The following is a 26,072-nucleotide window of genomic DNA, read 5'->3' on the forward strand; positions in this document are numbered from 1 at the left end:
CTTCTAATGACAAACCCTAACCAACAGGCGAGGGCATCACTGAGCTTGATGCTGTTCGTCGTGCTGGGTGCCGTAGGGGCACTGACTCCGCTCGCCATTGATATGTATCTGCCTGCTATGCCGGATATCGCCCGCGACCTGGGTGTAACTCCTGGTGAAGTACAGATCACGCTGACCATGTATACCGCAGGCTTTGCAATTGGTCAGCTTATCCATGGCCCGCTGTCGGATAGTTTTGGTCGCCGCCCGATACTGTTGACCGGCATCGTGTTCTTTATGATCGCAGCTATTGTCAGTGCCATGGTGTCGGACATTGGTGCGTTGACCAATGTGCGCGCCGCTCAAGGGTTTGCAGGCGCGGCGGCGGCTGTGATTATCCAAGCCGTGGTGCGCGATATGTTTGAGCGTGAAGACTTCGCTCGCGCCATGTCGTTTGTCACCCTAGTGATCACGATTGCACCGCTAATTGCGCCAATGATCGGTGGCTATATCGCGGTGTGGGTTGGCTGGCGTGGCATCTTTTGGGTGTTGTCCGCCTTTTCGGTTTTGGTGATTGCTATGGTTCTGTGGCGTATCCCTGAGACATTAGCCGATGAAAATCGAGCGCCGCTCCGTTTTGCTGCGACTTTACGCAATTACGCCAAACTGATGATCAACCCTGTGGCGCTTGGGTTGATGTTTTGTGGCGCATTTTCGTTCTCAGGCATGTTCGCCTTCCTTACCGCAGGCTCGTTTGTCTATATCGATATCTATGGCGTCGCACCGCAGCACTTTGGCTATCTGTTTGGTCTCAATATCGTCGCGATGATCATTATGACCACACTTAATGGCCGCTTTGTTAAGCGTGTGGGCTCGCACAACATGCTGCGCTTTGCTTTGACGATTCAATTGCTTGCGGGGCTGGGTTTGTTTGCAGCCTGGTTGCTTGACGCCGGTCTTTGGGGAATTGTGCCGTTTGTGGTGCTGTTTATTGGCACACTCTCAACCATTGGTAGTAACACCATGGGATTGCTTTTAAGCAGTTATCCCAATATGGCGGGTACGGCGGCATCGCTTGCGGGCACGCTGCGCTTCGGTCTTGGCTCGATCATTGGGGCGATTGTCGCAAGTTTGCCAAGCGGCGATTCATGGCCAATGCTGTTGATGATGACGGTATGTGCGGTATTATCTGCGACTTTTTATGTGACTCTAGCAAGAAAGGCTTAATCTATGTCTCTTTATTCTCAAGATATTCAAGCTGTCGTTGACAGTGCACTGGGCGAGCTAGCCGACCTGCATAAAATCGGTAAAGCCGTAAACGCTCCAGTTGCAAACAACCTATTCTTGGTTCGCTGGATATCCACCGCTCTTAAACAGCAACGCTTTGGCCGTGTTGTCAGCCAGGACTTGATCCGCTGGCAGAAAGCGGGGCGCTCAAAAGGCAACAATGCTGGTCTTGAGCAGATTTTTAAGCGCATCTCTGCTTACTACAAGGTGTTTTTCGCCGACAATGCCGAGGGTGAACCCCTTACTGACTCCATGGTTGAGGCATTTCTCGATACGATGGAGCAGGCGGGTTGGGAAGTCTCAACGGCAGAGCCGCTAGTAGATGCTGGCAAGGTACAGATCTTCACCGACGGGCAGAACTCATTAGCACTGTGTGCCAACCAGTGTGACAGCAGCTTTGATGGTGAGCTCATGACCAAGCCCATGAGCTGGTTTGTTCGTGGTCACCACGCCGAGTTTGTGGAAAAAGCCAGCCAGGCAGGATTTATGGTGCACAAAGTGACGGACTACAAATCGAACGTTAAGTACCACGGTGAGTATCTGATCTTCCCAAATAACCAGGGCGATCGGCTTGCAGAGATCCCGCTTAGCTTTAACTTAGATTAACTCTAACTTAGATTAGTTTTAACGCAGTGGGCCAGTTTTCGCCCAGATGTGCAGCGAAAACTAATCTTGATTGAGGGCCATTGCCTTTTTAGCAATGGCTCTCACCATACCGCGAAAGATAAACAGATGCGCTGGCATCATCGCAAACCAATACAATAGCCCTCGAAACCCTTTCGGGTGCCACCATGCTGTCACCGACAAACGTCGCTTATCACCTAACTCCTCAATCTGTACCTCTAATCGGCCAAGGCCGGGCCCCTTCATGCCGAACAGCAAAGAGAGAAAACTTGGCGCTTCACAGCGAATGACCTTCCAAGAGTCGATAAAATCCCCCACTTGTAGTTCAGCACCTTGCGGTTGACGGCGTATGGGTCTGCCTGCGCCAAACAGAACATCCAACCATTCACGCAGCCGCCACAGTGAGTTGGCGAAAAAGTAACCTTGTTGCGGGCTGCCGAGCTGTGAGGCGATGCTCCACAGTGAGGAAAGACTGGCGGTAGTTTCAATACTTGCGCCAGCCTGCTTAGGGTAGTAGCCGTAACCCGGTTGCCAGCGCTTTAATGCTGCTGGGTCAAAGCCCCAAACGTTAGAACGGACGAAATCACCATCCTGGGCAATGGATTGAGCCACAGCCTGGTCGAACGGAATCAATGGTTGGGGAAATTGCCGCTCTATTGCGCGGCTATCAGCGACAAAATCATGCTCAAGCCCTGCGAGCAGTGCACGGCCGATACTGGCGGGGACAGAGGTCACTAAGCTTAACCAATGAGCCGCCATTCCAGGTGTCAGTAGTGACGTGGTTGCGATGCGAAATGGACGGTTGTGTGCTTGACAGATCGTCATGAACTGCTGTCGATAGCTGAGTGTATTAGGGCCGCCGACCTCATAAGTGACGCTTTTCTCGCTCGTGGATTTCAAGAGAGAAGTAATATAAAAATTTAAGTTAACCAGGGCGATAGGGTTGGCTTGAGAGTCGACCGAGCGGGGTGTGATTAATATCGGCAAGTTAAGGACAAAGTCACGCATGATTTCGTAAGCTGCCGAGCCAGGACCTATGATGACACCGGCGCGCAGCTCAACAATAGGGACCTTAGACTGACGTAAGATATCTCCTGTCTCTCTTCGGGCTCTGAGGTGCGTGGAGTCCGCCGTTTGCGGTTGAAGTGCACTAAGATAGATAACTTGCTGTACCTGACTTTGGTTCAGGGCGTTCCTCACATTCATCGCGAGGGAGATCTCGTACTCTAAAAAATCGTGCCCATGCGCCATCCCGTGGACTAAAAACAGCACCTGATCATGCTTTATCACCTCACGCTCGGTCGCCTTGGCATCTGCAAGGTCAAGGTAAATCAACTCAATATTGGTGCGAGGGATCACACGGGCTTTAAGGTAATCGAGTTGACGCGCTGCGCCTGTGACGTGATAGCCTTGCTCGGCAAGCAGAGGCAGTAGTTGCGAGCCGATGTAGCCAGAGGCACCTAACACCAGGATACGAGGTTTACGACTTGCCATTGGGGGTCACTCCTTCGACCTGTATGAATTATTAACGTTGTAGATGTTATCTACGAATACACGTGTTAAAACAGTAGTATAACCCAACCCCCTTAAGATGCTGCGAGCAAGCTTAGATTAGTTAAGGAGAGTCCTGTGTCCACAATTGCATCCACTATGACCACAGTTAGGCGCTCAATGGATAGAGCCTTTGTGACCAAACTGGTATTGATTGCCTTGCCAATCACTCTGCAAAATATGATGTTCTCCAGCCGTAGCTTGGTGGATGTGGTGATGCTTGGTCAGCTTGGGGAGAATGAGGTTGCCGCGATGGGGATCGCGGCGCGAGCAGCCTTTGTGGCCACCATTATGCTGGTCGGGATCACCACGGCAGGGGCCATGCTCACGGCTCAACATTGGGGAGCAGGGGACGAATCTGGGGTTCGGCGCAGCACTGCATTGACTTGGTTAATTGCCACGCTCTGTGCAGTAGGAACCGTGGGGATATTTATCTATTTCCCCAGTCAGATCATCGCGTTTGCGACCGATTCAGCCGAAGTGGTCGCGCTGGGCTCAGAATATCTTCAAGTTGCCGCATTCTCGATGCTTGGCGTTGCCTGCGTTGCCAGCATGGCCGTCGGTTTACGCTCGGTTCATCAGCCCGGAGTAAGTGCTTTTTTTAGTTGTATCGGTATCGTGGTAAACATAATGTTGAACTGGCTACTGATATTTGGTCATTATGGATTTCCTCGTTTGGGTATTGTCGGTGCAGCGTTAGCAACCACCATCAGCAGTGCCATTGAGGTAGTGTGTCTTTATAGCTATCTGTATCTCAAACGCCATTTATTGGCCTTCTCGATTCAGGATCTGTTGCGTGTTGTTAACCGAGAGCAAATCCAACAATTTTTTTCGCTCTCTTTACCGACCACGCTGAACTATTTTGCTTGGTCTGCAGGGCTGTATGCCTATCAAGCGATCATGGGGCAAACGGGACTTGAGGGATTGGCCGCCCTCGCGGTGATGGTGCCAATTGAATCGATGGCACTGGCGTTAGCCATAGGGCTCTCGATGGCTGGCTCGGTGTTGATTGGTAATGAGCTTGGCGCGAAACGCTACAAGAGCGTGTATTTTTTGGCATGGGGCATTATCGTTGTCAATGTTGTGGTATCGATAGTGGTAGCGCTGTGCGTGTATTTGGCCAGTGATATCATTCTGGGGGCGTTCTCTGCGCTGACAGGCTCGACTAAGCAACTGGCAGAGCAGTTTTTCCTCGTTATGTGTGTTGGTTTGGTGCTGCGCTCACTCCCGATGATGGCAATTATGGGGGTATTACGCGCCGGTGGGGACGTAAAATACTGCCTCTATCAAGATCTTACCGCGCAGTGGGGGATTGGCATCCCAGTCGCTACGCTGGGTGCGATTTGGTTAGGGTGGTCGCCAGTGTGGGTTTACACACTGTTTCTGGTTGAAGAGGTAATTAAATGGGGCGGCTGTATCTGGCGAGTTCGTGGTAAAAAGTGGGTTAATCATTTGCTCTAAAATGGCATTGATAATGAGACTTTATCTCAACTAAAACAGCCGCTAGGCATCTGATTGTTAAGTTTTTTCTATCAATCGACCAAATTATTGGATAATCTTGAGCAAATTGTGATCTCGTCACCAAAATGCTTTCTGTTTGAGGGTTTTTAGTGTAGATTCTCACTCCGTAGAAAAACGTCAAACAATGAGCGGTTAAATGTTACAGCTGACCAATTTAAACAAGGGATATGTTGATGGAGGGGAGTTCTATCCTGTATTGCAAGGAGCGGAATTAACGCTAGCGCAAGGTGAGCAGATGGCATTGATGGGGGAGAGTGGCTCTGGTAAGAGTACATTGCTTAACCTGATTGCGGGTCTGGATACTGTTGATGCAGGCGAAATCACCTTTCCAAGCTTCGCCATGCACGATGCGAAAGAGCACCAGCGTACCGCTTACCGTCGTAATAACATTGGTCTAATATTCCAACAATTTAACCTATTACCGACACTTAATGTTGCCGATAACATTCGCTTTTGTCGTCAACTAAAAGGATTGCCTGAAGACCCAGGTCTTTGGCGCCAAATCCTATCCGTACTCGATTTAATGCCTCTTCTTGGTCGCTATCCAGAAGAGATTTCGGGTGGTCAGCAGCAGCGTGCGGCGATTGCGCGCGCTTTGTATCTTGAGCCTAATCTGCTACTAGCGGATGAGCCGACCGGTAGTCTCGATGAACGTAATGCCGAGGCGGTGATGCGTCTACTAACCCGTCTGACTCGCGATCTCAATTGTACCTTACTGCTGGTCACGCACAGTGAGAAGGTTGCCAATCATATGGAAGGACGTGTACGCCTGCAAGGAGGGCAGCTGCATGTCATGGCCCGTAGTTAAGGCGCTACTTGGCCACTATCATCGCCACCCTATTCAAGTCATTCTGGTTGCCCTCGGGTTAACCCTTGGGGTGTCATTGTTGGTCGGTGTTACGACGATCAATAACCACGTTAAGCAGAGCTATGAAAACTCTGACCAGCTGTTTTCTAGTCCAATTCCTTATCTTATCCGTACCAGCGATCCCAGTGGTGTATTACCACGTTCGCTCTATTCTGATTTGCGTGATGAAGCCTTTGAACACTGCGCTCCGTTTGATGTGGTAAGTTTGCGTACCCGCTCCGGCAACGATCTGACCATTGTTGGCGTTGACCCTGGCTTTATGGCGCATTTTGACCAAAAATTGCATATCAAAGGCGCTGAACATCTGCCGATGGCAGCGCGCCCATTTCCTATCCTTGTTAGCGCTGAATTGCTCAAAGGCAAGCAGTGGATGGCGGGTAACATGGTACCGCTCGACGATGGTCGCCTGATTGGTCCAATCTTGGTTGACCAAGACAACATCCTCAGCAGCTCGCAGATCGTCGCCGATATCGAAACACTGCGTCAGTTTCAGCGCGATACTGAGCTGACCATGATTGGTTGTGGTGAGATGTCGGTGGATAAGATTGCCGTGCTCAAGGCGCGTCTACCAGAAGGGGTGATGCTAACCCGCAACTCGCGCGCGGAACTTGAAGCCATCACTCAGGCCTTCCACGTCAACCTTAAAGCCTTGGGTATGCTGGCATTCCTGGTGGGTCTGTTTATATTTTATCAAGCGATCTCACTGTCGATGATCCAGCGTCAGACTCTCGTTGGTGCGATGCGCCAGTTGGGTGTTTCTAGCCTGCAACTGGCCAAAGCGATGGCGATAGAGCTAGTGGTATTGGTGACGTTCTGTTGGCTTGCGGGCAATATTCTTGGTTTAGTACTCGCTAACCAGCTTATGCCATCTGTTTCGACGGGCCTTGGTTATGTGTTCGGTAAGAGCATGACCCTTGACGTTCGTTGGACCTGGGATGCGGGCCTTTACAGTTGGGGAATGACGTGCATGGGAGCGATTCTCGCCTGTGCGTGGCCATTGATCCGTCTATTGCGCTCACAACCCATTCGCCTGACGGCGAAGTTATCTATTGTTCGTTTTGCCGGTCGCGAATTTGCTTTGCAGGCTGCCATGTCGGTCGTATTGACCTCCGCTGCGATTGTATTGCTTTTGGCACCACCGAGTTATGAGTCGGGTTTCGCCGTGATCACCTTGATGCTACTCAGTGTCGCGCTGTTTACCCCATTTTTGTTTTGGCACCTATTTCAAAGCTTTTCGTTTAGCTTGAAGTGGGTCAAGGTGCGTTGGTTCTTCGCCGATGCAGCCGCCAGTATGGGCTATCGAGGCATCGCTACCATGGCATTTATGCTCTCTATGGCCGCCAACATTGGCGTAGAGACTCTGGTTGGCAGCTTCCGTCAAACCACAGAGGTGTGGCTAACGCAAAAACTAGCGTCTGATGTTTATGTTCATCCGTATGCGAAAACCGCCCCGACCTTGAGCCGCTGGCTGCGCGTTCAGCCTGAGGTAGAGGATGTCTGGTGGCGTTGGGAGCGTGATGTTGCCACCGATCTTGGTCAGATTCAGGTAGTCAGTACCGGTACCAGTAAAGGTGAACACGACGCCCTAACGGTGAAATTAGGCGTGCCGCAATATTGGCAAAACCTGCATCATGCGCGCAGCGTCATGGTCAGTGAATCGATGTCGCTGAAGTTGGGCATCAGGCCGGGTGATTATGTCAACCTAGGTGCGGATTACGGTACAGCTTGGCTCGTCACCGGCGTGTATTACGATTATGGCAATCCGTTTAACCAAGTCGTGATGTCCCACCGAAACTGGCTAGCAGGCTATGAGGGGCAGGGTAATATTACTCTGGGTGTCAACCTAGCACCTGGCGCATCAAAGACTGAGCTGACCCAGCGCTTGCTGGCCAAGTTTGACCTTGGGGCTGAGCGCGTTATCAACAACAAGACCATCCATCAGCAGGCCATGAATGCTTTTGATCGCACCTTTGCGATTGCCGGCACCTTAGGCAATATCACTCTGATTATTGCCGTCGTGGGTATTTTCTTTGCCACACTGGCGGGTGAATCGTCACGACAAAAACAGTTCTCTTTATTGCGTTGTTTTGGTATTTCCGGCCGTGAGTTGGTGATCATCGGTGGCCTTCAACTGTTGGTATTTGCATTTCTGTCGGTCATTATTGCCGTGCCACTCGGGCTGACCTTGGCACAATTGGTGGTTGATATCATTATTCGCCAGTCATTTGGTTGGACTTTGCAGCTCCACTTCGAGCCGATCATCTACATGCACACGATTGTACTAGCGTTCGTAGCGCTTGTTATTGCAGGAATTATTCCTGTCGTGCGGCTACTCAGGCAGACACCGATGGAATCTCTCAGGGATGCAATTTAACATTTCGTTCAAAATTTGAGATACAAAGTACGTTTTATTAAGATTTGTGTAACAGGTCGACTACAGCGCATGTAATGCGAGCTAAACTTGCAGTTGGTGTTTTTTGCACCATTTTTGGGGTAGTTCGCGTTTCTTTCTCGTAAACAGGGAAAGGTCAATATTACAAGGAAAGCAGTCGATATGATTAAGGTCTTACGTACTATTGTTAAGTCCGAGGCATCCGGAGGGATATTGTTGCTGTTCGCAACACTCTGCGCGATGATTTTGGCAAACAGTCCACTCAGTGGTGTCTACCACGCCTTCTTGCACACCTATGTTCTTGGGATGTCAGTCAGCCACTGGATTAACGATGGCTTGATGGCTATCTTCTTCTTACTCATCGGGCTTGAGGTAAAAAGGGAATTACTACACGGGGCACTAAAAACAAAACAAACCGCCCTGTTTCCAGCCATCGCTGCGCTAGGTGGTATGATCGTTCCCGCTCTTATCTATGTGATGCTTAATTGGCAAAACCCTGAGGCATTATCTGGCTGGGCGATCCCCGCCGCAACCGACATCGCCTTTGCCTTGGGTGTAATGGCGTTACTTGGCGATCGCGTGCCAACCAGCCTCAAAGTCTTTCTGTTGGCGCTCGCCATCATCGACGACTTGGGCGCAATTGTTATCATTGCGCTTTTTTATACCAGCGACTTATCGACTTTGGCCTTGTTGGCCAGTGTTGCCGCGACGGTTGTCCTGTTCGTGATGAATGTAAAAAAAGTTTACTCCATTCCGGCCTATCTATTTGTTGGTCTTATCTTGTGGGCGGCTGTGTTGGCATCCGGTATTCACGCGACCATCGCCGGGGTGTTGCTTGGTTTTGCCATCCCACTTGAGGTCGATAAAAAGGGACGAGCGCCGCTTGAGGTCATAGAAGACGCCTTAAGTCCCTACGTAGTGTTTATAATCCTGCCAGTGTTTGCCTTTACTAATGCGGGGATCACCCTTAAAGAGGTCTCAATTGCGGGTTTAACTTCAATGGTGCCCGTGGGGATTGCAATGGGGCTAATGGTCGGCAAACCCATCGGTATTACTGCCTTCTGCTGGCTGGCGATAAAACTTAAACTGGCGAAACTGCCGCGGGGCACCAATTTTGGTCAGGTGGTCGCGGTGTCAGTGTTGTGTGGTATCGGTTTTACCATGTCGATCTTTATTACTTCTCTGGCGTTTACCGGTGATACCGCAGTGTACGAAAACTATGCTCGACTTGGAGTGTTAATGGGCTCAAGCTTGTCGGCGATCGCTGGCTTTACGATCTTGTGGTGGTCATTACGGCCACGAACGCGTGCAGTCGTGCAGGATAAGCGCGTATCAGAGCAGTAAAAAAATAATAAAATATGACCTAGACCAACATAAAAAGTCATAGCGGTTTATCGCTATGACTTTTTTTTACAATGCGATGAATGACGGGTACTGGTTGACAGAAAAAGGTAACATCAAGACAGGCAGTATGAATTTTACGCATTAAGTGGGCTTTTAAATCGGAAAAACCGAAATAGAAACTCATAACAAGCGAATATAAGTATGTCATCTTATTAAATAAACTTTGACTTTAGTCAATTCAAAAAAAATTGAATCGATAAAAACCACAAAGTTGTATTAAGCAACGTTAAAATAGTTAATCAAATGCAAGGCAAAATGGTTTGCTTGGTTTGATTAGGATAAAGTTCCTTAGCATCAGCATAGGGAAGGGAGGCTTTCATTAATGCTTATCGCCGTTCTGTCAGGGTTTATTCTGGCGGCGTTTGTTCCTTGGCTGTTTAGGCAGTTTGGGGAGCGGACCAGTCGACTGCTGGCCATATTGCCCGCAGCACTTTTTATCTATTTCGCGAGTTTTCTTTCCGAAATAACACAACAAGGGCCCAAGATCATCAGCTATGACTGGGTGCCTTCTCTGGGGATCAGCCTCAACTTCTTGTTAGATGGCTTAAGCTTGATGTTCGCACTGCTCATCTCGGGCATCGGCTTTTTTGTCATTATCTATGCCGGTAGCTATCTGGCCCATAAACCCGATCAGCGCAAACTTTTAACTTACCTGATGGCGTTTATGGGCGCGATGCTGGGTGTCGTGTTGTCTAACAACCTGATCGCCATGTTTGTCTTCTGGGAGCTGACCAGCATTACCTCGTATATGTTGATTGGTTACTATCACGAGAAAGAATCATCGCGTAAAAGTGCTCTGCAAGGCCTGTTTGTCACGGTAGGGGGTGGCCTTGCGCTACTGGCGGGCATTATTTTGCTTGGTCTTGTCGCAGGCACCTACGAGTTAAACGAAATCCTTAGCCAAGGATCAAGCTTACAAAACCACGCGCTCTTTGGTGTGATGATGTTCTGTGTGCTGGGTGGTACGTTTACCAAATCAGCGCAATTCCCGTTTCACTTCTGGCTGCCCAATGCGATGGCGGCGCCGACTCCGGTCAGCTCTTACCTGCACTCGGCAACCATGGTTAAAGCGGGGGTCTATCTAATGGCCCGCCTACAGCCAACGATGGCTGGCTACGATCTTTGGACATGGATGTTAACGGGTTTTGGTGCGGTGACTATGCTGCTTGGTGCCACCCTGGCGGTAACCAGTACCGACCTCAAACGTATTCTTGCTTACTCGACTGTGATGGCGCTGGGTACCTTGACCATGCTGATTGGTATCGGTACCCAAGCCGCGATCGTGGCCTCAGTCGTGTTCTTGCTTGGCCATGCGCTATATAAAGGTGCGCTGTTTATGGCGGCAGGCACGATTGACCATGAAACAGGAACCAAGGATGTGCGAGAGCTTGGTGGATTGCGCAAAGCGATGCCTTATACCGCAGCCTTTATGTCACTTGCAGCGCTTGCGCTCGCTGGCGTACCTCCGCTGTTTGGTTTTATCGGCAAAGAGCTGATGCTTGCCGGGGTATTGTCTAGCCCTTGGGGTGTCGCTTTGGCATTTATGGCGGTGCTGACCTCGCTGTTTATTGTCACTTGTGCTGGTTTGGTGGTGCTAAAACCATTCTTTGGCCCACTAAAACCGACGCCTAAGCAACCACATGAAGCGCCAATGGGGTTAAGATTGGGCTTTACGGTGTTGTCAGTGATCGGCTTAATCTTTGGCTTGATGCCGAGTCTTGCTTCACCACTTGCCACGTCAGCGGCGACAGCGATCAGTGGCGGCAATGTCGGTGATATCGACTTGGCACTATGGCACGGGATTAACCTGCCATTGATCATGAGTTTGACGGCATTGGTATTGGGCTACCTTTTGTTTAAACGCTGGGATAAGTTAGGCAGTTCGATGCAACGATTTAAGCCAATGCTTAACTATGGTCCAGAGCGTGGCTACTACGTGTTTATGGATAACCTGCTGGCGTTCGCCAAGTGGAGCACGGCCAAGCTGCAAAATGGTTATATGTCGAATTACATCCTAACCATCTTTATGACCACTATCGCCCTCGTTGGCTACACCTTATTCACTAAGGTTGGTATCCACTGGCAGCTTGACTTCTCGGATGTCACGATCAAGGGCTTCGGCATTGCTATCTTGATTGTTGCTGTGATCACCTATGCGTGTGTGTCCTCAGCCCGTCTCAGCGCAGTGGCGGCTATCGGTGCGTTGGGCTTTGCTATGGCTCTCATCTATGTCTTCTTTAGCGCACCGGATCTAGCGATTACTCAGGTGCTGATTGAGACGCTGACGGTGATCATGTTGGTGCTAGTGCTGTTTAAGCTACCAAAATTCCAGACCCTCTCGAGCTCAGATACTCGTTGGCGCGATTGTACCGTTGCGATTTTATTTGGCGCCATGATGGCAACGCTACTCATGACGGTGGTGCATTTCTCTATGCCAGGCGGGATCAGCGAATACCTAATTGCCAATAGTTATCCTATCGCGAAGGGGCGCAATATCGTCAACGTGATTTTGGTTGACTATCGTGCGCTCGATACGCTCGGTGAAATCTTTGTCTTGTCTTTGGCAGCGCTGGGTGTGACCGCGATGCTACGAACCAAAAGGGGTTAATGATGAATAATGGAACCTCGTTAATTCTTCAGGTTATCGCGCGCTTTCTATTACCAATGCTACTGCTGTTCTCGGTGTTTCTGCTGCTGCGTGGTCACGATGAGCCGGGCGGTGGGTTTATCGCCGGGCTCGTTGCCTCGGCAGGCTTTGCGCTGCACCTGTTTGCTTTTGATGCCAACAAGACCCGTCGCTTGATTGGTATCGATAGCGGCTATTTGACCGGCGGCGGTTTGCTTATCGCCACTTTAAGCGGCTTTGTCGGCGTGATTAAATCAGGCAGCACCTTTCTCAGCGCGGTGTGGTGGTATGTCCATGTGCCAGGTTTGGGTGAGCTCAAACTGAGCACGCCACTTATCTTTGATATTGGTGTCTACTTGGTGGTTATCGGCATGGTCACGACCTTGCTGTTTGCCTTGGCGCAGTTGGAGGAATAGATGACTACGTTATTTGCTTTTGTAATCGGCGCCTTATATGCGGCTGCCTTGTACATGATGTTACGTCGTAGCATCGTTAAACTCGTGATTGGTTTGATCATTCTATCTAACGCTACCAACTTGCTTATCTTTACGGGCGGTGGATTGGTTAAAGGGGCACCACCTCTAATCGAAGAGGGGCTGTATGCGCCGATAGGGCCGATTGCGGATCCTCTGCCGCAAGCACTTATCCTGACCGCGATTGTGATCAGTTTTGGTGTCCTTGCATTTGCTGTGGTGTTGATTAAGCGTGCCTACGCTGTGATTGGCGCAGATGACATGAACGAAATGAAGAGTACAGATTCTCAATTATGATGTTATTAATGCCTGTTCTGATCCCGATGCTTGCTGCAGCGCTGTCGATGACGCTGTGGAAGCATCAAACCTTGCAGCGTTGGATCAGCGTCTTCGCAAACTTTGCTTTGCTCGTTGCTGCACTTACTCTATTCACTAGCGTCTACCAAGACGGCATTCAAGTGGTGACACTGGGTGATTGGGAAGCGCCGTATGGTATCTCATTGGTTGCTGACTTGCTCGCGGTGATCATGGTGACGGTCTCCGCTGTAGTAGCGTTTTGTATCTCTATCTACGCCTTGGCCACCATGACCAAAGAGCATGAGAAATTTGGCTTTTACCCGCTGCTGCACCTGATGCTAGCTGGCGTAATTGGCTCTTTCCTAACGGGTGATATCTTTAACCTCTACGTATGGTTTGAGATCATGCTCGTGGCGTCCTTTGGCCTGCTGATCTTAGGTGGCGAGCGCAGCCAGATGGAAGGGGCACTCAAATACGTGACTCTTAACCTGCTGTCATCAGCTCTGTTTTTGAGCGCAGTAGGTCTGGTGTATGCTTACGCGGGCACACTCAATATGGCTGATCTTGGCCAAAAGCTGGCGACTTCGGACAACCCTGAGGTGGTCACGGTTATCTCGCTGTTGTTCCTCGTCGCGTTTGGTATCAAGGCGGCGGCATTCCCATTGTTCTTCTGGTTACCAGCCTCATACCACACGCCGCCTGTTGCGATCTCAGCGGTGTTTGCTGGCCTGCTAACCAAAGTGGGGGTCTACGCCCTCTATCGCGTGTTTAGCGTGATCTTTGTTGGCGATATTGCCTTTACCCACAGCACCTTGCTGATGTGGATGGGCATCTTCACCATGGTGACAGGGGTGCTTGGTGCCGCTGCCCAATTTGAGGTGCGCCGCATTCTCTCGTTCCATATCGTCAGTCAGATTGGTTATATGATCCTGGGTTTGGCAATCTTCACGCCTCTGGCCATCATGGGCGGGGTGTTCTACCTGTTCCACCATATCGTGGTTAAGACCAATCTGTTCTTAATTGGGGGTGTGATGCATCGCCTGCATGGCAGCTATGGACTCGATAAGCTCGGTGGCTTGTACAAATCAGCGCCATTTCTGGCCATTCTGTTTGCCGTACCGGCAATGTCACTCGCGGGTATCCCGCCGCTGTCTGGATTCTTCGCTAAGTTTGTCGTGATCAAGGCCGGTATCGAAGCCAAAGAGTGGATAGGGGTGATTGCCTCGCTAGCGGTTGGTTTGTTGACCATGTACTCGATGGTCAAGATCTGGGCGGAAGCGTTCTGGAAAAAGTTGCCAGAAGACGCCGAGACACTGCCGTCCTTGTCAGATTCAGAACGCTTTTGCCTGTATCTGCCCATCATCTTGATGGCCACGATCACGGTGACTATCGGTATCAACGCTGAATGGTTTATCAACTTAGCCAGTATGACCGCGGAGCAACTGCTTGATCCTCAGCAGTACATTCAAGCTGTGTTAGGAGGCCAATAAAATGAAAGCATTTGGTTGGAATATGGCCCTGGCTTTGGCTTGGGTAGTGTTATCGGGCTCTTACACCATCTCGAATTTGGTGGCAGGGATGATCCTCAGCTACTTGGTGTTGGCCTATGTGTTGCGTGACAGTCAATCGTTTGAGGCCTACTTTGGCAAGTTACCTAAGATGGTACGCTTTGTGTTGTTCTTTATTTGGGATTTGATCAAGTCTAACGCGCGTGTGGCTTACGATATCGTGACGCCGACTCATATGATGAAACCGGCGGTGATTGCGTTTCCACTCGAAATCAAAAGTGATGCAGGCATCACCCTGTTGTCAAACTTGATCACCGTAACGCCAGGCTCACTTGCGCTGGATGTCTCCACCGATAAGAAGGTTCTATTTGTCCATCTGATGTACTTCGAGGAAGAGCAGCAGCATATCGCTGAGCTGAGACGTCTTGAGGTGATGGTGATGGAAATTTTGGAGTAATAGTATGATTGAAACGGTTTACGATATTGGCTTTGCCATGTTGACCCTGGCGCTACTGATTGCTTCAGTACGCTTGCTAAAAGGACCGTCACTGCCAGACCGAGTAGTGGCACTGGAGTTGATGGCATCGCTTACCGTGGGGCTAGTTGTGCTGTATGGCATTGCTCATGGCGAGCCTAAGTTTATCGATGTGGCGATCGTATTGGCTCTAACGTCATTCCTTGCTGCGGTAGGCTTCTCTCGATTCTTGGAAAAGCGAGGTATTCGTGATGATGATTGATACCATAGTGGCGTTTTTTGTCCTGTTGGGCTCTTTCTTGATGTTGCTAGCGAGTATTGGCCTGAATCGAATGCCGGACTTGTTGACGCGTATGCATGCGACCACCAAGGCGGGGGCGCTTGGGGCGGGTCTTCTGGCGATAGCGTTTGCCATCGTATTTTGGGATAACAGCGCAATCGTGGTTCGAGCCGGGGTAGTGGTGCTGTTTATCATGCTTACCGCGCCGATCGCTGCCCATGTTTTGGCGCGCACCAGCTATTTTGTTGGTGTAGAGGTGTGGGATGGCACAGTCAAAGATGCGATTAAAGAGCAGTATGACCTTGATACTCACCATCTATCGAGCAAAAACTGCACTGAAGAAAAATAGTGTTCAGTGAGCATCGCTGGTACTAAGTTTAAAAAGCAGGTTTGATACCTGCTTTTTTCTTGTCTCATGTGCGCGAAAACTGAACTATTGTCGCGTTTTGTAATGCATTTTTAGTTGCAAACTCTCTCATTTTTATGATATTTTCGCGCGCAATCTCGGATAGATGAGTACAAGCTCAGTCTCTGGGGGATACGCGCAGTGACCATTCAAGCTGATTGTGACGCTGCGTAGGGTAGGTATCGGTAAGACCTTTACCGATAGACGGGATACTAGTGTTGCTAGAGTGCAACATGTTATTGGGAAACCCAACATTGAACTCACTAATGATAGACATATTAATCAGCTCCATTCCATATCAATGTCCAGTACTGCACACCAGCAGTATTACGGAACCTTGAGCTTCTAAATAATAACGTCGCCACCTTTGTGGTTTGATGCGCTTTGCTAATTTGTTAGCAAGGGCGTCGTCTATATTTGCCGTCTATGGAATAGGATCGGCTCGTGTTGGATTTTCTCGGATTCAAGGTATATATAATGAGCACCGCCTTTGAAGTCGATACCAGTATCGCAAGCAATTTTTCTTCTCAAGTGCCTGTATTAGAAGGCACTTATGATTTAACCCTAGACTCAGCGCTGCTTGAGCAGCAAGAGCATGAGTCAGAGGTTCGTTCGTATCCTCGTCGACTACCAATCGCCATTAAAAAAGCGTACGGAGCGTTGGTTGAAGATACGCGTGGTCAGGTCTTTCTTGACTGTTTAGCGGGCGCTGGCACGCTCGTATTGGGTTATAACCACCCAGAAATCAACCAAGCACTCAAAGAGCAGCTTGATTCAGGTCTGCCTTATCAGACGCTGGACATCACCACTGAAGCGAAAGCTAACTTTATTCGTCAGGTAAAAGCCTTCTTGCCAGAAGATTTTGCCAAAGACTCAGCGATCCAGTTCTGTGGCCCTTCTGGCGCGGATGCGGTTGAAGCGGCGATTAAACTGGCTAAGCAGACCACCGGTCGCAACACCATGTTTGCGTTCCGTGGTGCTTACCACGGCATGACCAACGGCACCATGGGTATGATGGGTAACCTGGGCACCAAAGAGCGTCGCACTGGCCTAATGTCAGATGTGCACTTTATGCCGTTCCCATACAGCCTACGCTGCCCATTTGGTCTTGGCGGCGAAGAGGGCGCGAAAGCCAACATCCGCTACATTGAACGTCTCCTAAACGACGATGAAGCGGGCATCATGAAGCCTGCTGCGATCATCGTTGAACCAGTACAAGGTGAGGGCGGTGTGATCCCTGCCCCTGCACAGTGGCTACGTGAACTGCGCCGCATTTGTGATGAGCACGAAATCCTACTTATTCTGGATGAGATCCAGTGTGGTGTGGGTAAAACCGGTTACCGCTTCGCGTTTGAAGAAGCGGGTATCAGCCCCGACATCCTGTGTTTGTCAAAAGCGATTGGTGGCGGCCTGCCAATGTCGATCTTGGTCTTCAACAAGAAAGTCGATACTTGGCGTCCAGGCGAGCATACGGGCACGTTCCGTGGTAACCAGCTCGCGATGGTTTCGGGCGCTAAAGCGCTAGAGATCATTGAGCGTGATAATCTGGTTGAGCATGCCAATATCGCGGGTCAATACCTGCGCCTTGGCCTAGAGAACATCCAGAAACGCGTTAACTGCATTGCAGAAGTGCGTGGTAAAGGTCTAATGCTTGGCGTTGAAATCAAAAAGCCAAGCGGTGAGCGTAACAAATTTGGTGAGCCAGCCTCTGATGGCGAGCTAACTCTAAAAATCCAGCGTGCAGCGCTAGAGCGCGGCTTGATGGTAGAGAAGGGCGGCCGTGATGGGTCGGTGATCCGCTTCCTACCACCTGTGATCATCTCATTTGAGCAGATTGATTTTGCTCTGCGCACCCTAGAGGCGGCCATGCTTGCAGCGGGCGCTGATATGGTTGATGAGCCAACAGACAATCACAAGTGGAAAAAGCACTTTATTCACACCGGTGAGACCGGCGCGAACGAGTTTGCTGATGTGATGAACCACACCACGCGCGTGATGAAAGAGATCTTCGAGCAAGTCGAGCAGCCGTACTCAGGTATGGAGCCAGCCCAGCTAGAAGCGCAAATCAACGCGGTTAATCTTGATGCGTCAGATAAGAGCCTCAAAGAGGTGATCGACAGCACGACAGATTTGGTAGCGAAGAACGCGATCTTCACTCAGCATCCGAACTGTATTGCTCACCTGCACACTCCGCCTCTGATGCCATCTGTGGCAGCTGAAGCGATGATTGGTGCACTTAACCAGTCAATGGACTCGTGGGATCAAGCCTCGTCAGCGACTTATGTTGAGCAAAAAGTGATTAACTGGCTGTGTGACAAGTATGAGCTAGGCACCAAGGCCGATGGCATCATGACCAGCGGCGGCACGCAGAGCAACCAGATGGGTCTGCTGCTGGCGCGCGACTGGATTGCTGACAAGCTAAGCGGTCACTCGATCCAGAAGCTAGGTCTGCCGGATTATGCCGACAAGCTGCGCATTGTCTGCTCAGACAACGCCCACTTCACAGTGCAGAAATCGGCTTCTTGGATGGGCCTAGGCGAGAAAGCGGTACTGAGCGTGCCGGCTAATCTCGACGGCACTATGAAAGCTGAGCTGGTTGAGCAAGTTGTCGCTGATGCCAAGGCAGAGGGTTTGATCCCGTTTGCGATTGTTGGCACTGCAGGCACCACTGATCACGGCGCGATTGATAACCTTGAGGTGATTGCCGACGTTGCTGACAAGCACGAGCTGTGGATGCACGTTGATGGCGCTTACGGTGGCGCACTGATCCTGAGCGGCTCAAAAGGGCGCCTATCAGGTATTGAGCGTGCAGCGTCAGTGAGCGTGGACTTCCACAAGCTGTTCTTCCAAACCATCAGCTGCGGTGCGCTACTGGTGAATGACAAAGCGAACTTTAAGTTCCTGCTGCATCATGCGGATTACCTAAACCGCGAGCATGACGAGCTGCCAAACCTAGTGGACAAGTCGATTGCGACCACTAAGCGTTTTGATGCACTGAAAGTCTTTATGACCATGCAGAGCGTAGGGCCGCAGGCGCTGGGTGAGATGTACGATCACCTTCTAGAGCAGACTCAACAAGTTGCGGATATGGTTGATGCAAAAGCTGGCTTTGAGCTGCTGGCTCGCCCATCGCTATCAACCGTGTTATTCCGTACTACACTTGGTGAAGCTACAGGCTGGGACAAACTAAACCAACAAGTGCGTATCGAAGCCTTGGTACGTGGTGTCGCAGTGCTGGGTGAAACGGTAATTGAGGGCCAATCGGCGCTGAAATTCACCATTTTGAACCCAACCCTGTCTATGACGGATTTTGAAAAACTACTTAATGATATCAACCAACTAGCGGTTGAGTTAGTAAAATAAGGTAACGGAAACTATGGCAATTCTACAGATTGGTGCAGGCGGTGTTGGCTGGGTAGTGGCGCACAAAGCCGCTCAGAACAACGATGTACTAGGTGATATCACGATCGCATCACGTACCGTGGGCAAGTGTGAAAAAATCATCGAGTCGATTCAGAAAAAGAACAACCTGAAAGACCCATCGAAGAAACTGGAAGCGCGCGCGGTGAACGCGGACGACGTAGAAGCATTGGTTGCATTGATCAAAGAGGTTCAGCCTGATCTTGTGATTAACGCCGGTCCTCCGTGGGTAAACATGACCATCATGGAAGCGTGTTACCAAGCAAAAGTTTCATACCTTGATACGTCAGTGGCAGTTGACCTGTGCTCTGAAGGTCAGCAGGTACCACAAGCGTACGACTGGCAGTGGGGCTACCGTGAGAAGTTCGCTGAAGCGGGCATCACAGGTATTCTTGGCGCGGGCTTCGATCCAGGCGTAGTATCAGTATTTGCCGCTTACGCGGTGAAGCACTTATTCGATGAGATTGATACCATCGATGTCATGGATGTGAATGCGGGTGACCACGGTAAGAAGTTTGCAACCAACTTTGACCCAGAAACCAACATGCTTGAGATCCAAGGCGACTCTTTCTACTGGGAAAACCAAGAGTGGAAACAGGTTCCTTGTCACTCGCGTATGCTCGAGTTTGACTTCCCGCTAGTGGGTAAGCACAAGGTTTACTCAATGGCGCACGATGAAGTACGTTCAATGCAGGAGTTTATCCCAGCTAAGCGTATCGAATTCTGGATGGGCTTTGGTGATAAGTACCTAAACTACTTCAACTGCATGCGTGACATTGGCCTATTGAGCCCAGATCCGCTAACGCTACACGACGGCACTGTGGTACAGCCTCTGCACGTACTGAAAGCACTGCTACCAGACCCAACATCTCTAGCACCAGGCTACACAGGCAAAACCTGTATCGGTACTTGGGTTCAAGGTAAAAAAGACGGCGCGGAGCGCAGCGTGTTCATCTACAACAACGCAGACCACGAAGTGGCTTACGAAGACGTAGAGCACCAAGCGATCTCTTACACCACGGGCGTTCCGGCTATCACTGCAGCATTGCAGTTCTTCCGTGGCAAGTGGGCAGACAAGGGCGTGTTCAACATGGAGCAATTGGACCCAGATCCGTTCCTAGAAACCATGCCTGAGATCGGCCTAGACTGGCACGTTCAAGAGCTTGAAGTGGGTCAGCCTGAGATCCATAAGCTAAAATAAGTTAGCTTGCTGGCGCTTTTCACTTTGCAAAGATGAAAAGCGCGCTAAGGCCAAATTCACCATTTGGCCTAATATTTAGAGCCGATGCGCAAGCGTCGGCTTTGTTCGATTTAGAGTGATGGTCTGTATGCAAAAGCACGAACTAAAAACCCCTTACTTTATGATCAACGAAGATAAGTTGATTGAAAACCTAGAAAAAGCGAAATACCTCAAAGAGATCTCCGGCGTGAAATTGGTTTTGGCGCTGAAGTGTTTCTCGACATGGGGTGTGTTTGACATCATCAAGCCTTACCTAGATGGCTCGACTAGCTCAGGCCCATTTGAGGTCAAACTCGGTTACGAGACCTTCGGCGGCGAAACCCACGCTTACAGTGTTGGCTACAGTGAAGACGACGTACGCGAAGTGGCAGACATTTGTGACAAGATGATCTTCAACTCGCAAAGCCAACTGGCAGCCTACCGTCATATCGTTGAGGGCAAAGCGTCTTTGGGCCTGCGTCTTAACCCAGGTGTAAGCTATGCAGGCCAAGACTTGGCAAACCCAGCACGTCAGTACTCGCGCCTTGGCGTGCAAGCGGATCACATCAACCCTGAGGTGTTTGAAAGCCTTGATGGCGTGATGTTCCATATGAACTGTGAGAACAAAGACGTTGATGCTTTTACTGCACTGCTTGATTCGATCTCTGAGCAGTTTGGTGAGTACCTTGACCAGATGGATTGGGTTAGCCTTGGTGGCGGCGTATTCTTCACCTGGCCTGGCTACGAAATTGATAAGTTGGGCGCAGCGCTGAAAGCGTTTGCCGATAAACACAGCGTGCAACTGTACCTGGAGCCTGGTGAGGCGATTATCACTAAAACTACTGACCTCGTAGTGACCGTGGTAGATATTGTTGAGAACGTGAAGAAGACCGCTATCGTTGATTCAGCAACCGAGGCGCACCGCCTAGATACACTGATCTATGATGAGCCTGCATCAGTACTGGAAGCCAGCGAGCAGGGTGAGTACGAATACGTGATTGGTTCATGTTCATGTCTGGCTGGCGATCAGTTCTGTGTTGCTAACTTCGATGCGCCGCTAGAGGTTGGCCAGCGCCTACATATCCTAGACAGTGCTGGTTACACCATGGTGAAACTAAACTGGTTTAATGGCTTGCGTATGCCGTCGGTTTATTGTGAGCGCTCAGATGGTCAAATTCAGAAGTTGAACGAGTTTGACTATAACGACTTTAAACGCTCGCTGTCACAGTGGTCGGTTGCGTAACAAGTTACAGGGGGCGAGGTGCGGGTTTCACTTCGTTCCGGGGAGCGAGTAGTAGGGCACTTGTGTTGTGTTACTCGCGCCCCTTTAGCGTAATGTTAGCTGGGCTTTGATAAAATTTACCCTTTCTTCAACTGTGCCCCACGGGATATCTATTAGTTCATAGCCTAATTCTGAGTAGGCAGAAATCAAATTTTGGTGGATGAGTCGTGCTTCCTCAAAACTGTGTGGCCGGACTTGGTCTTGGTTGTAGATACTTGCCTCGGGTTTACACATAAAAATCTTATGGTAGTAGCCTGACCCTGCCTCAATATATTTTGGGTCAACGTCGCACTCGCCTGTTTTTAAATAGGCAATAATATCTGGGATTGCGCGGTCTAAAAATGTGGCTTTCGCACCCGCGTTTTCTGCCGATTGCTTTTGGTTGAGCATTAAGTCGAAACACAAATCAGCAAAAGCTGGCAAGTCAGTCCAAGGTAATACGCCACCTTCAAGCTGCAACTGCTGCTCAATGATACTTCTTGAGCCCTCCTTAAACGTCACAAAGCCCTGATCACTCAATGCCTCAATAATGGTAGTTTTTCCAGCGCCGGGACCTCCGGTGATGACGATTGGATTCATTTTGATCTATCCGTGACTAATCAGAAAGTTACGCCAGCGTACGCATTAGCGTGTATGATGCCACCTAGGATAAAGGTCAAACTAGAAACAAGCAACTTAGAGTACAAGGAGTCGGGGGCTTAATCATGGACAATGCACTGACACATATTGAGCTTTTGCGCCACGGTCGGCCTGAGGGGGAGCAGTGTTTTCGTGGTCACAGTGAATTTGCGCTGACCGAGTCTGGTTGGCAGCAGATGCATAAAGCGGTGGCTGGGCTTACCCAAGTCGATGTGGTGATCACATCGCCAAGGATCCGTTGCCAGGTGTTTGCCAAGCAATATGCGAGTGACCATAAGGTTCCCTTAGAGGTTGAACCGGGTTTTCAAGAGCTCAATTTTGGTGATTGGGACGGCAAAGAAAAACAAGCGGTCTGGGAGCAAAACCAAGCCCAACTGATGGCCTTTTGGGATGACCCTTGGACAACCACACCGCCAAATGGAGAGCGTTTAGTCGATTTTGATCAGCGCATTGAAACCGCTTGGCAAGCGATAGTTGAGCGTTATCAAGGTAAGCGCGTACTGCTTGTCACTCATGGCGGCGTAATTAAGCAGATCATTAGGCAAAACCTGAACATGCCAAGAGATGGCCATTATTTACAGCGAATGAATATCCCCTATGGTGCGCGGGTCTCGATGTCGGTTTATCGAGATGAACACAATAAACTGTGGCCACAGTTATTATGGCCAGAGCAGGATTAATAAGTGAGTACAAGCCCAATGAAGCAATGGTTAATTCGCGAGTGGCAAGTCTATTGTCTGGCGCTGATGATATTCACCCGTATCCCAGTACCACAAAGTACCCCTTATAGTGAAGCCCTAAAAAATGAGGCGTATAAATACGCCGGCTTAGTCGGGTTATTGATTGGTGGACTTAACGCAGGCGTTTATTTTCTTGCCTTTCAAGTGTGGCCAATTGAGATTGCGGTTGTGCTCTCCATGATGGCGGGGATTTACCTAACCGGTGCCTTTCATGAAGACGGATTCGCCGACACCTGTGATGGCTTTGGTGGTGGATTTACCCCACAGCGCAAGCTGGAAATAATGAAAGACTCGCGCGTTGGCGCCTATGCGTTACTCGGAATGGCAATGATGCTGCTGTTAAAATATTCCAGCCTGACTGCCCTTGGTGAGATTGGTATGTCTGAGGTTATTGTCAGTATTGTGCTGGCGCATGTTATTAGTCGTACCGTTGCAGTAAGTTTTATTTATACCCATAACTATGTCCAGCAGATTGACGTATCAAAATTACAGGTATCACGGAGCCAAAATGCGAAGGGGGACCTAGCTACGTTATTGTTAGTCGCGTTAGCTTGTTTGATATTATTGCCATCCTTTAGCTACCTACTGGGGTTAATCTCCGTACTTTTGGTTACACGTTGGTTTTTAGGACGCTGGATGGTTGGTCAAGTGGGCGGATATACCGGCGATGCTTTGGGTGCGGTTCAGCAGATCACTGAAGCAATTTGTTATCTGTTTCTTTTGAGTTGGGCTTGAGTCATGCTGACACTGTTCATTAAGGGTCAAAAGATAATGTAAATATTTTTTGTACTCTTAATCATCAACCAGGGGTAAATACCAGTATCGGGATCAAATATTTTGGTCCAACAAATTTATTACCAGTGTTTTAACGACCTGGTTAACAAATGATGGCAGAACTGGTTTACCATTGGTCAGATCTATCTCTAAACTGGTTGAGCTAATTTGCTGATAACGATAATTGAGTAAGTTCGACCGAGTAGGGAAATGGATAGGCAGCACCGAGATTGTCTTCCCAGCGCTTTCACTCAACCAAATCAGCAAGATTTTTAATCAAGTGAAACACAGATAGGGAATCAATCTTATGAAGGCCGCGTCAAAATCGCTGGGTTTAGCGACCGTGCTACTCTCAGGCTACGCTGTTGCAAGTTCGCCGGTATATGTCGACCTCAATGTGAAACATGAGGTCGGTGGTATTTCGGAATTTGACCGTAGTAAATACATCGTCATGCACTCCACTATTACCGAGCCGGACTGGCGAGGAGAAGAGACTAAACTGCAGTACCTGCTTGAAGATCTCGATGTCTATTTTGGGCGTGATAATGGGGTTCTGCCAGGTAATGCACGCCAAGTTGAGCAAGACCCGAATCGTCCGGGTTACGCTGATCCTGAGAGCATTGCCAAGCTCGGTGAGAATCGCCGCTTAAACATTTATGGTAAGCAGTTAGCCAAGCACCACCAATATGATGACCGCTTTGATGTCATGGTAGGTGGTCAAATCAATCAGTTCTGGATTGGCAATCATAAAGGCAAGGGTGGCTGGTCATTTAAAAACACCGATGCAGTCGGTGAATTTATGGGCCGCTTTATCAATGAATACTACCGCGAAGAGGGCGAGGGGCCAGAAAAAGGTCAAAAACGTCCTAAGTACGTGGAGATCTTGAATGAGCCACTCTATGAACTGGTGACCGTTCACGGCCATGACCCCATTGATACCTTCATCTATCACAACGAAGTCGCTGAGTCGTTTCGCAAACATGTTAAAGATGAATCGGTAATGATCGGTGGCTACACGACTGCATTTCCATGGTTTGATGAGAGAAACTTTGATCGCTGGGAAGAGCGGATGAAGCTGTTTATCGACACCAGTGGTGAGCACATGGACTTTATGTCGATCCACCTTTATGACTTTGGTTACTTAAGTCGCAACAACGGTGAGGTGAACTTCCGCGGTGGGCGTATCGAGGCGACTATGGATATGATGGAGCAGTATCAACACCTTCAGTTGGGTGAAGTTAAACCGTTTATGATTTCGGAATATGGCGGGCGCGACCACAAGACCGAGCAAGAAACTTGGTCTACGCGTAATGACTGGCAAACGATGAAGTCATTCAGTCCAATGATGATTCAACTTATGGCCAAGCCTGATCAAATCCTAAAAGCGATCCCGTTTAGCTTGACCAAGGCGAGATGGCACGGCGAAGAAGGGCGCAATTACCCATGGCGTTTAATGCGTCACAACGATGAAAAACCGGGTCAAGAGGGCAATCACTACATCTTTACTGACATCATCAAATTCTATGAGCTGTGGTCAGATGTTAAAGGCACCCGTGTCGATACTAATTCGGTAAATAAAGACGTGCTAGTTGATAGCTATGTGGATGGCAACAAGGTTTATGTGGCCGCAAGCAACCTGCTTAATCAAGCTGCCGAGATCAATGTTGAACTACTCAATATCAAGCCCTCAGATTTTGAGCGCGTTAAGATTAAACAGCTGCATTTCGTTGACGGTGATATCAAGTTAACCGAGAAATCTCGTTATAACATGCCTGCCTCGATTGCGATTGATCCTGAAGCGACAGTGGTTTTAGAGTATGTGTTTAAGCGCCCAATTGAGATTAAGGAGACCTCAGTTGAGCGTAAGTACTATGCCGATAACTACCACCAGCCGATCAAGAAAAATCGTGCGATTACATTTAATATCAATGATGTCGCTACGAGTGATTTTGGTGAGGGCGTTCTGCGCTTGAGCTTTGGTCGTAAGCATCAGCACTCTAAACAGCCTGTCGTTACGTTTAATGGCACTAAGTTAACCTTACCAGCCACACATTCAGGTGATGATCAGGGAAATCGTCCGCAGTTCTTTACGATGCTTGAGATCGATGTACCAAACAGCTTGCTCAAGGATAACAATGAGGTTGCAATTACCTTCCCTGATAAAGGTGGCTTTGTGACCAGTGCAACACTACAGACTTTCGAATTTAGTTCAGATATTCGCAAGCTTGCTCAGCGTTAATCAGCGTTAATCAGCGTTAATCAGCGGTAATAGGCAAAAGGAAAACCAGCAGACCACGTGCGTGATTT

At 49.5% G+C, this 26,072-nt stretch carries 22 protein-coding genes; 19 read left to right on the forward strand and 3 right to left on the reverse strand.

Annotation, left to right across the window (positions count from 1 at the left end; genetic code table 11):
- Window positions 1-6: 6 nt before the first annotated feature.
- A complete protein-coding gene (locus ACSTTG_RS13130; RefSeq protein WP_438475132.1) occupies window positions 7-1,206 on the forward strand; it encodes a Bcr/CflA family multidrug efflux MFS transporter in 1,200 nt (399 codons plus the stop codon).
- Between the two features lie 3 nt (window positions 1,207-1,209).
- A complete protein-coding gene (locus ACSTTG_RS13135; protein ID WP_438475133.1) occupies window positions 1,210-1,872 on the forward strand; it encodes a DUF2913 family protein in 663 nt (220 codons plus the stop codon).
- A gap of 60 nt (window positions 1,873-1,932) precedes the next feature.
- Here the strand turns inward: ACSTTG_RS13135 and ACSTTG_RS13140 are convergent, their stop codons facing one another.
- Window positions 1,933-3,384, reverse strand: a complete 1,452-nt coding sequence (locus ACSTTG_RS13140; protein ID WP_438475134.1) for a DUF2867 domain-containing protein — start codon at window positions 3,382-3,384, stop codon at window positions 1,933-1,935.
- A gap of 156 nt (window positions 3,385-3,540) precedes the next feature.
- On the opposite strand from ACSTTG_RS13140, the gene ACSTTG_RS13145 reads away from it, so the two are divergent.
- From ACSTTG_RS13145 to mnhG, 11 genes are all read left to right on the forward strand, one after another.
- Window positions 3,541-4,902 carry an MATE family efflux transporter gene (locus tag ACSTTG_RS13145; protein ID WP_497583952.1) on the forward strand — a complete coding sequence of 454 codons (1,362 nt, stop codon included), beginning with the start codon at window positions 3,541-3,543 and terminating at the stop codon, window positions 4,900-4,902.
- 196 nt (window positions 4,903-5,098) lie between these two features.
- Window positions 5,099-5,770: an ABC transporter ATP-binding protein gene (locus ACSTTG_RS13150; RefSeq protein ID WP_438475135.1), complete on the forward strand. Its 672-nt coding sequence runs from the start codon at window positions 5,099-5,101 to the stop codon at window positions 5,768-5,770.
- Window positions 5,751-8,204, forward strand: a complete 2,454-nt coding sequence (locus tag ACSTTG_RS13155) for an ABC transporter permease (RefSeq protein ID WP_438459564.1) — start codon at window positions 5,751-5,753, stop codon at window positions 8,202-8,204. Before ACSTTG_RS13150 ends, ACSTTG_RS13155 begins: the two co-directional genes overlap by 20 nt.
- Before the next feature lie 180 nt (window positions 8,205-8,384).
- The gene (nhaA, locus tag ACSTTG_RS13160; RefSeq protein ID WP_438475136.1) at window positions 8,385-9,566 is read left to right on the forward strand and encodes a Na+/H+ antiporter NhaA; all 1,182 of its coding nucleotides are present in this window, start codon (window positions 8,385-8,387) and stop codon (window positions 9,564-9,566) included.
- A gap of 382 nt (window positions 9,567-9,948) precedes the next feature.
- A complete protein-coding gene (locus ACSTTG_RS13165; protein ID WP_438475137.1) occupies window positions 9,949-12,234 on the forward strand; it encodes a putative monovalent cation/H+ antiporter subunit A in 2,286 nt (761 codons plus the stop codon).
- Between the two features lie 2 nt (window positions 12,235-12,236).
- Window positions 12,237-12,668 (forward strand): Na+/H+ antiporter subunit B, encoded by a 432-nt coding sequence (locus ACSTTG_RS13170; RefSeq protein ID WP_438459561.1) that lies wholly within the window; start codon window positions 12,237-12,239, stop codon window positions 12,666-12,668.
- Window positions 12,669-13,022: a Na+/H+ antiporter subunit C gene (locus ACSTTG_RS13175; protein WP_438459560.1), complete on the forward strand. Its 354-nt coding sequence runs from the start codon at window positions 12,669-12,671 to the stop codon at window positions 13,020-13,022. It abuts the gene before it with no gap.
- Window positions 13,019-14,512 carry a Na+/H+ antiporter subunit D gene (locus ACSTTG_RS13180; protein WP_438459559.1) on the forward strand — a complete coding sequence of 498 codons (1,494 nt, stop codon included), beginning with the start codon at window positions 13,019-13,021 and terminating at the stop codon, window positions 14,510-14,512. The genes ACSTTG_RS13175 and ACSTTG_RS13180 overlap by 4 nt, the downstream gene beginning before the upstream one ends.
- 1 nt (window position 14,513) lies before the next feature.
- Window positions 14,514-14,987 (forward strand): Na+/H+ antiporter subunit E, encoded by a 474-nt coding sequence (locus tag ACSTTG_RS13185; RefSeq protein WP_438459558.1) that lies wholly within the window; start codon window positions 14,514-14,516, stop codon window positions 14,985-14,987.
- A 4-nt stretch (window positions 14,988-14,991) separates the two neighbouring features.
- Window positions 14,992-15,267, forward strand: a complete 276-nt coding sequence (locus tag ACSTTG_RS13190) for an MrpF/PhaF family protein (protein WP_438459557.1) — start codon at window positions 14,992-14,994, stop codon at window positions 15,265-15,267.
- The gene (mnhG, locus tag ACSTTG_RS13195) at window positions 15,257-15,634 is read left to right on the forward strand and encodes a monovalent cation/H(+) antiporter subunit G (protein WP_438475138.1); all 378 of its coding nucleotides are present in this window, start codon (window positions 15,257-15,259) and stop codon (window positions 15,632-15,634) included. The genes ACSTTG_RS13190 and mnhG overlap by 11 nt, the downstream gene beginning before the upstream one ends.
- 175 nt (window positions 15,635-15,809) lie before the next feature.
- Here mnhG and ACSTTG_RS13200 read toward each other — a convergent pair whose 3' ends face one another.
- Window positions 15,810-15,968 carry a hypothetical protein gene (locus ACSTTG_RS13200; RefSeq protein WP_438459555.1) on the reverse strand — a complete coding sequence of 53 codons (159 nt, stop codon included), beginning with the start codon at window positions 15,966-15,968 and terminating at the stop codon, window positions 15,810-15,812.
- Window positions 15,969-16,168: 200 nt separating this feature from the next.
- On the opposite strand from ACSTTG_RS13200, the gene ACSTTG_RS13205 reads away from it, so the two are divergent.
- The 3 genes from ACSTTG_RS13205 (at window position 16,169) to nspC (ending at window position 21,573) form a co-directional block, all read left to right on the forward strand.
- Window positions 16,169-19,054: a pyridoxal phosphate-dependent class III aminotransferase gene (locus tag ACSTTG_RS13205; RefSeq protein WP_438475139.1), complete on the forward strand. Its 2,886-nt coding sequence runs from the start codon at window positions 16,169-16,171 to the stop codon at window positions 19,052-19,054.
- 13 nt (window positions 19,055-19,067) lie between these two features.
- The gene (locus ACSTTG_RS13210) at window positions 19,068-20,312 is read left to right on the forward strand and encodes a carboxynorspermidine synthase (protein ID WP_438459553.1); all 1,245 of its coding nucleotides are present in this window, start codon (window positions 19,068-19,070) and stop codon (window positions 20,310-20,312) included.
- Between the two features lie 127 nt (window positions 20,313-20,439).
- Window positions 20,440-21,573 (forward strand): carboxynorspermidine decarboxylase, encoded by a 1,134-nt coding sequence (gene nspC / locus ACSTTG_RS13215; protein ID WP_438475140.1) that lies wholly within the window; start codon window positions 20,440-20,442, stop codon window positions 21,571-21,573.
- 84 nt (window positions 21,574-21,657) lie between these two features.
- Here the strand turns inward: nspC and ACSTTG_RS13220 are convergent, their stop codons facing one another.
- Window positions 21,658-22,191, reverse strand: a complete 534-nt coding sequence (locus tag ACSTTG_RS13220) for an AAA family ATPase (protein ID WP_438475141.1) — start codon at window positions 22,189-22,191, stop codon at window positions 21,658-21,660.
- A gap of 125 nt (window positions 22,192-22,316) precedes the next feature.
- Here ACSTTG_RS13220 and ACSTTG_RS13225 point away from each other — a divergent pair, with 125 nt between their 5' ends.
- From ACSTTG_RS13225 to ACSTTG_RS13235, 3 genes are all read left to right on the forward strand, one after another.
- Window positions 22,317-22,931 (forward strand): histidine phosphatase family protein, encoded by a 615-nt coding sequence (locus ACSTTG_RS13225; protein ID WP_438459550.1) that lies wholly within the window; start codon window positions 22,317-22,319, stop codon window positions 22,929-22,931.
- A gap of 18 nt (window positions 22,932-22,949) precedes the next feature.
- Window positions 22,950-23,726, forward strand: coding sequence for an adenosylcobinamide-GDP ribazoletransferase (locus ACSTTG_RS13230; protein WP_438475142.1), 777 nt, complete (start codon window positions 22,950-22,952; stop codon window positions 23,724-23,726).
- Between the two features lie 346 nt (window positions 23,727-24,072).
- Window positions 24,073-26,004, forward strand: a complete 1,932-nt coding sequence (locus ACSTTG_RS13235) for a hypothetical protein (protein ID WP_438459548.1) — start codon at window positions 24,073-24,075, stop codon at window positions 26,002-26,004.
- Window positions 26,005-26,072: the final 68 nt, after the last annotated feature.

The sequence above is a fragment of the Vibrio glycogenivorans genome, from assembly GCF_051660965.1.
In the GTDB taxonomy this organism is placed as follows: domain Bacteria; phylum Pseudomonadota; class Gammaproteobacteria; order Enterobacterales; family Vibrionaceae; genus Vibrio.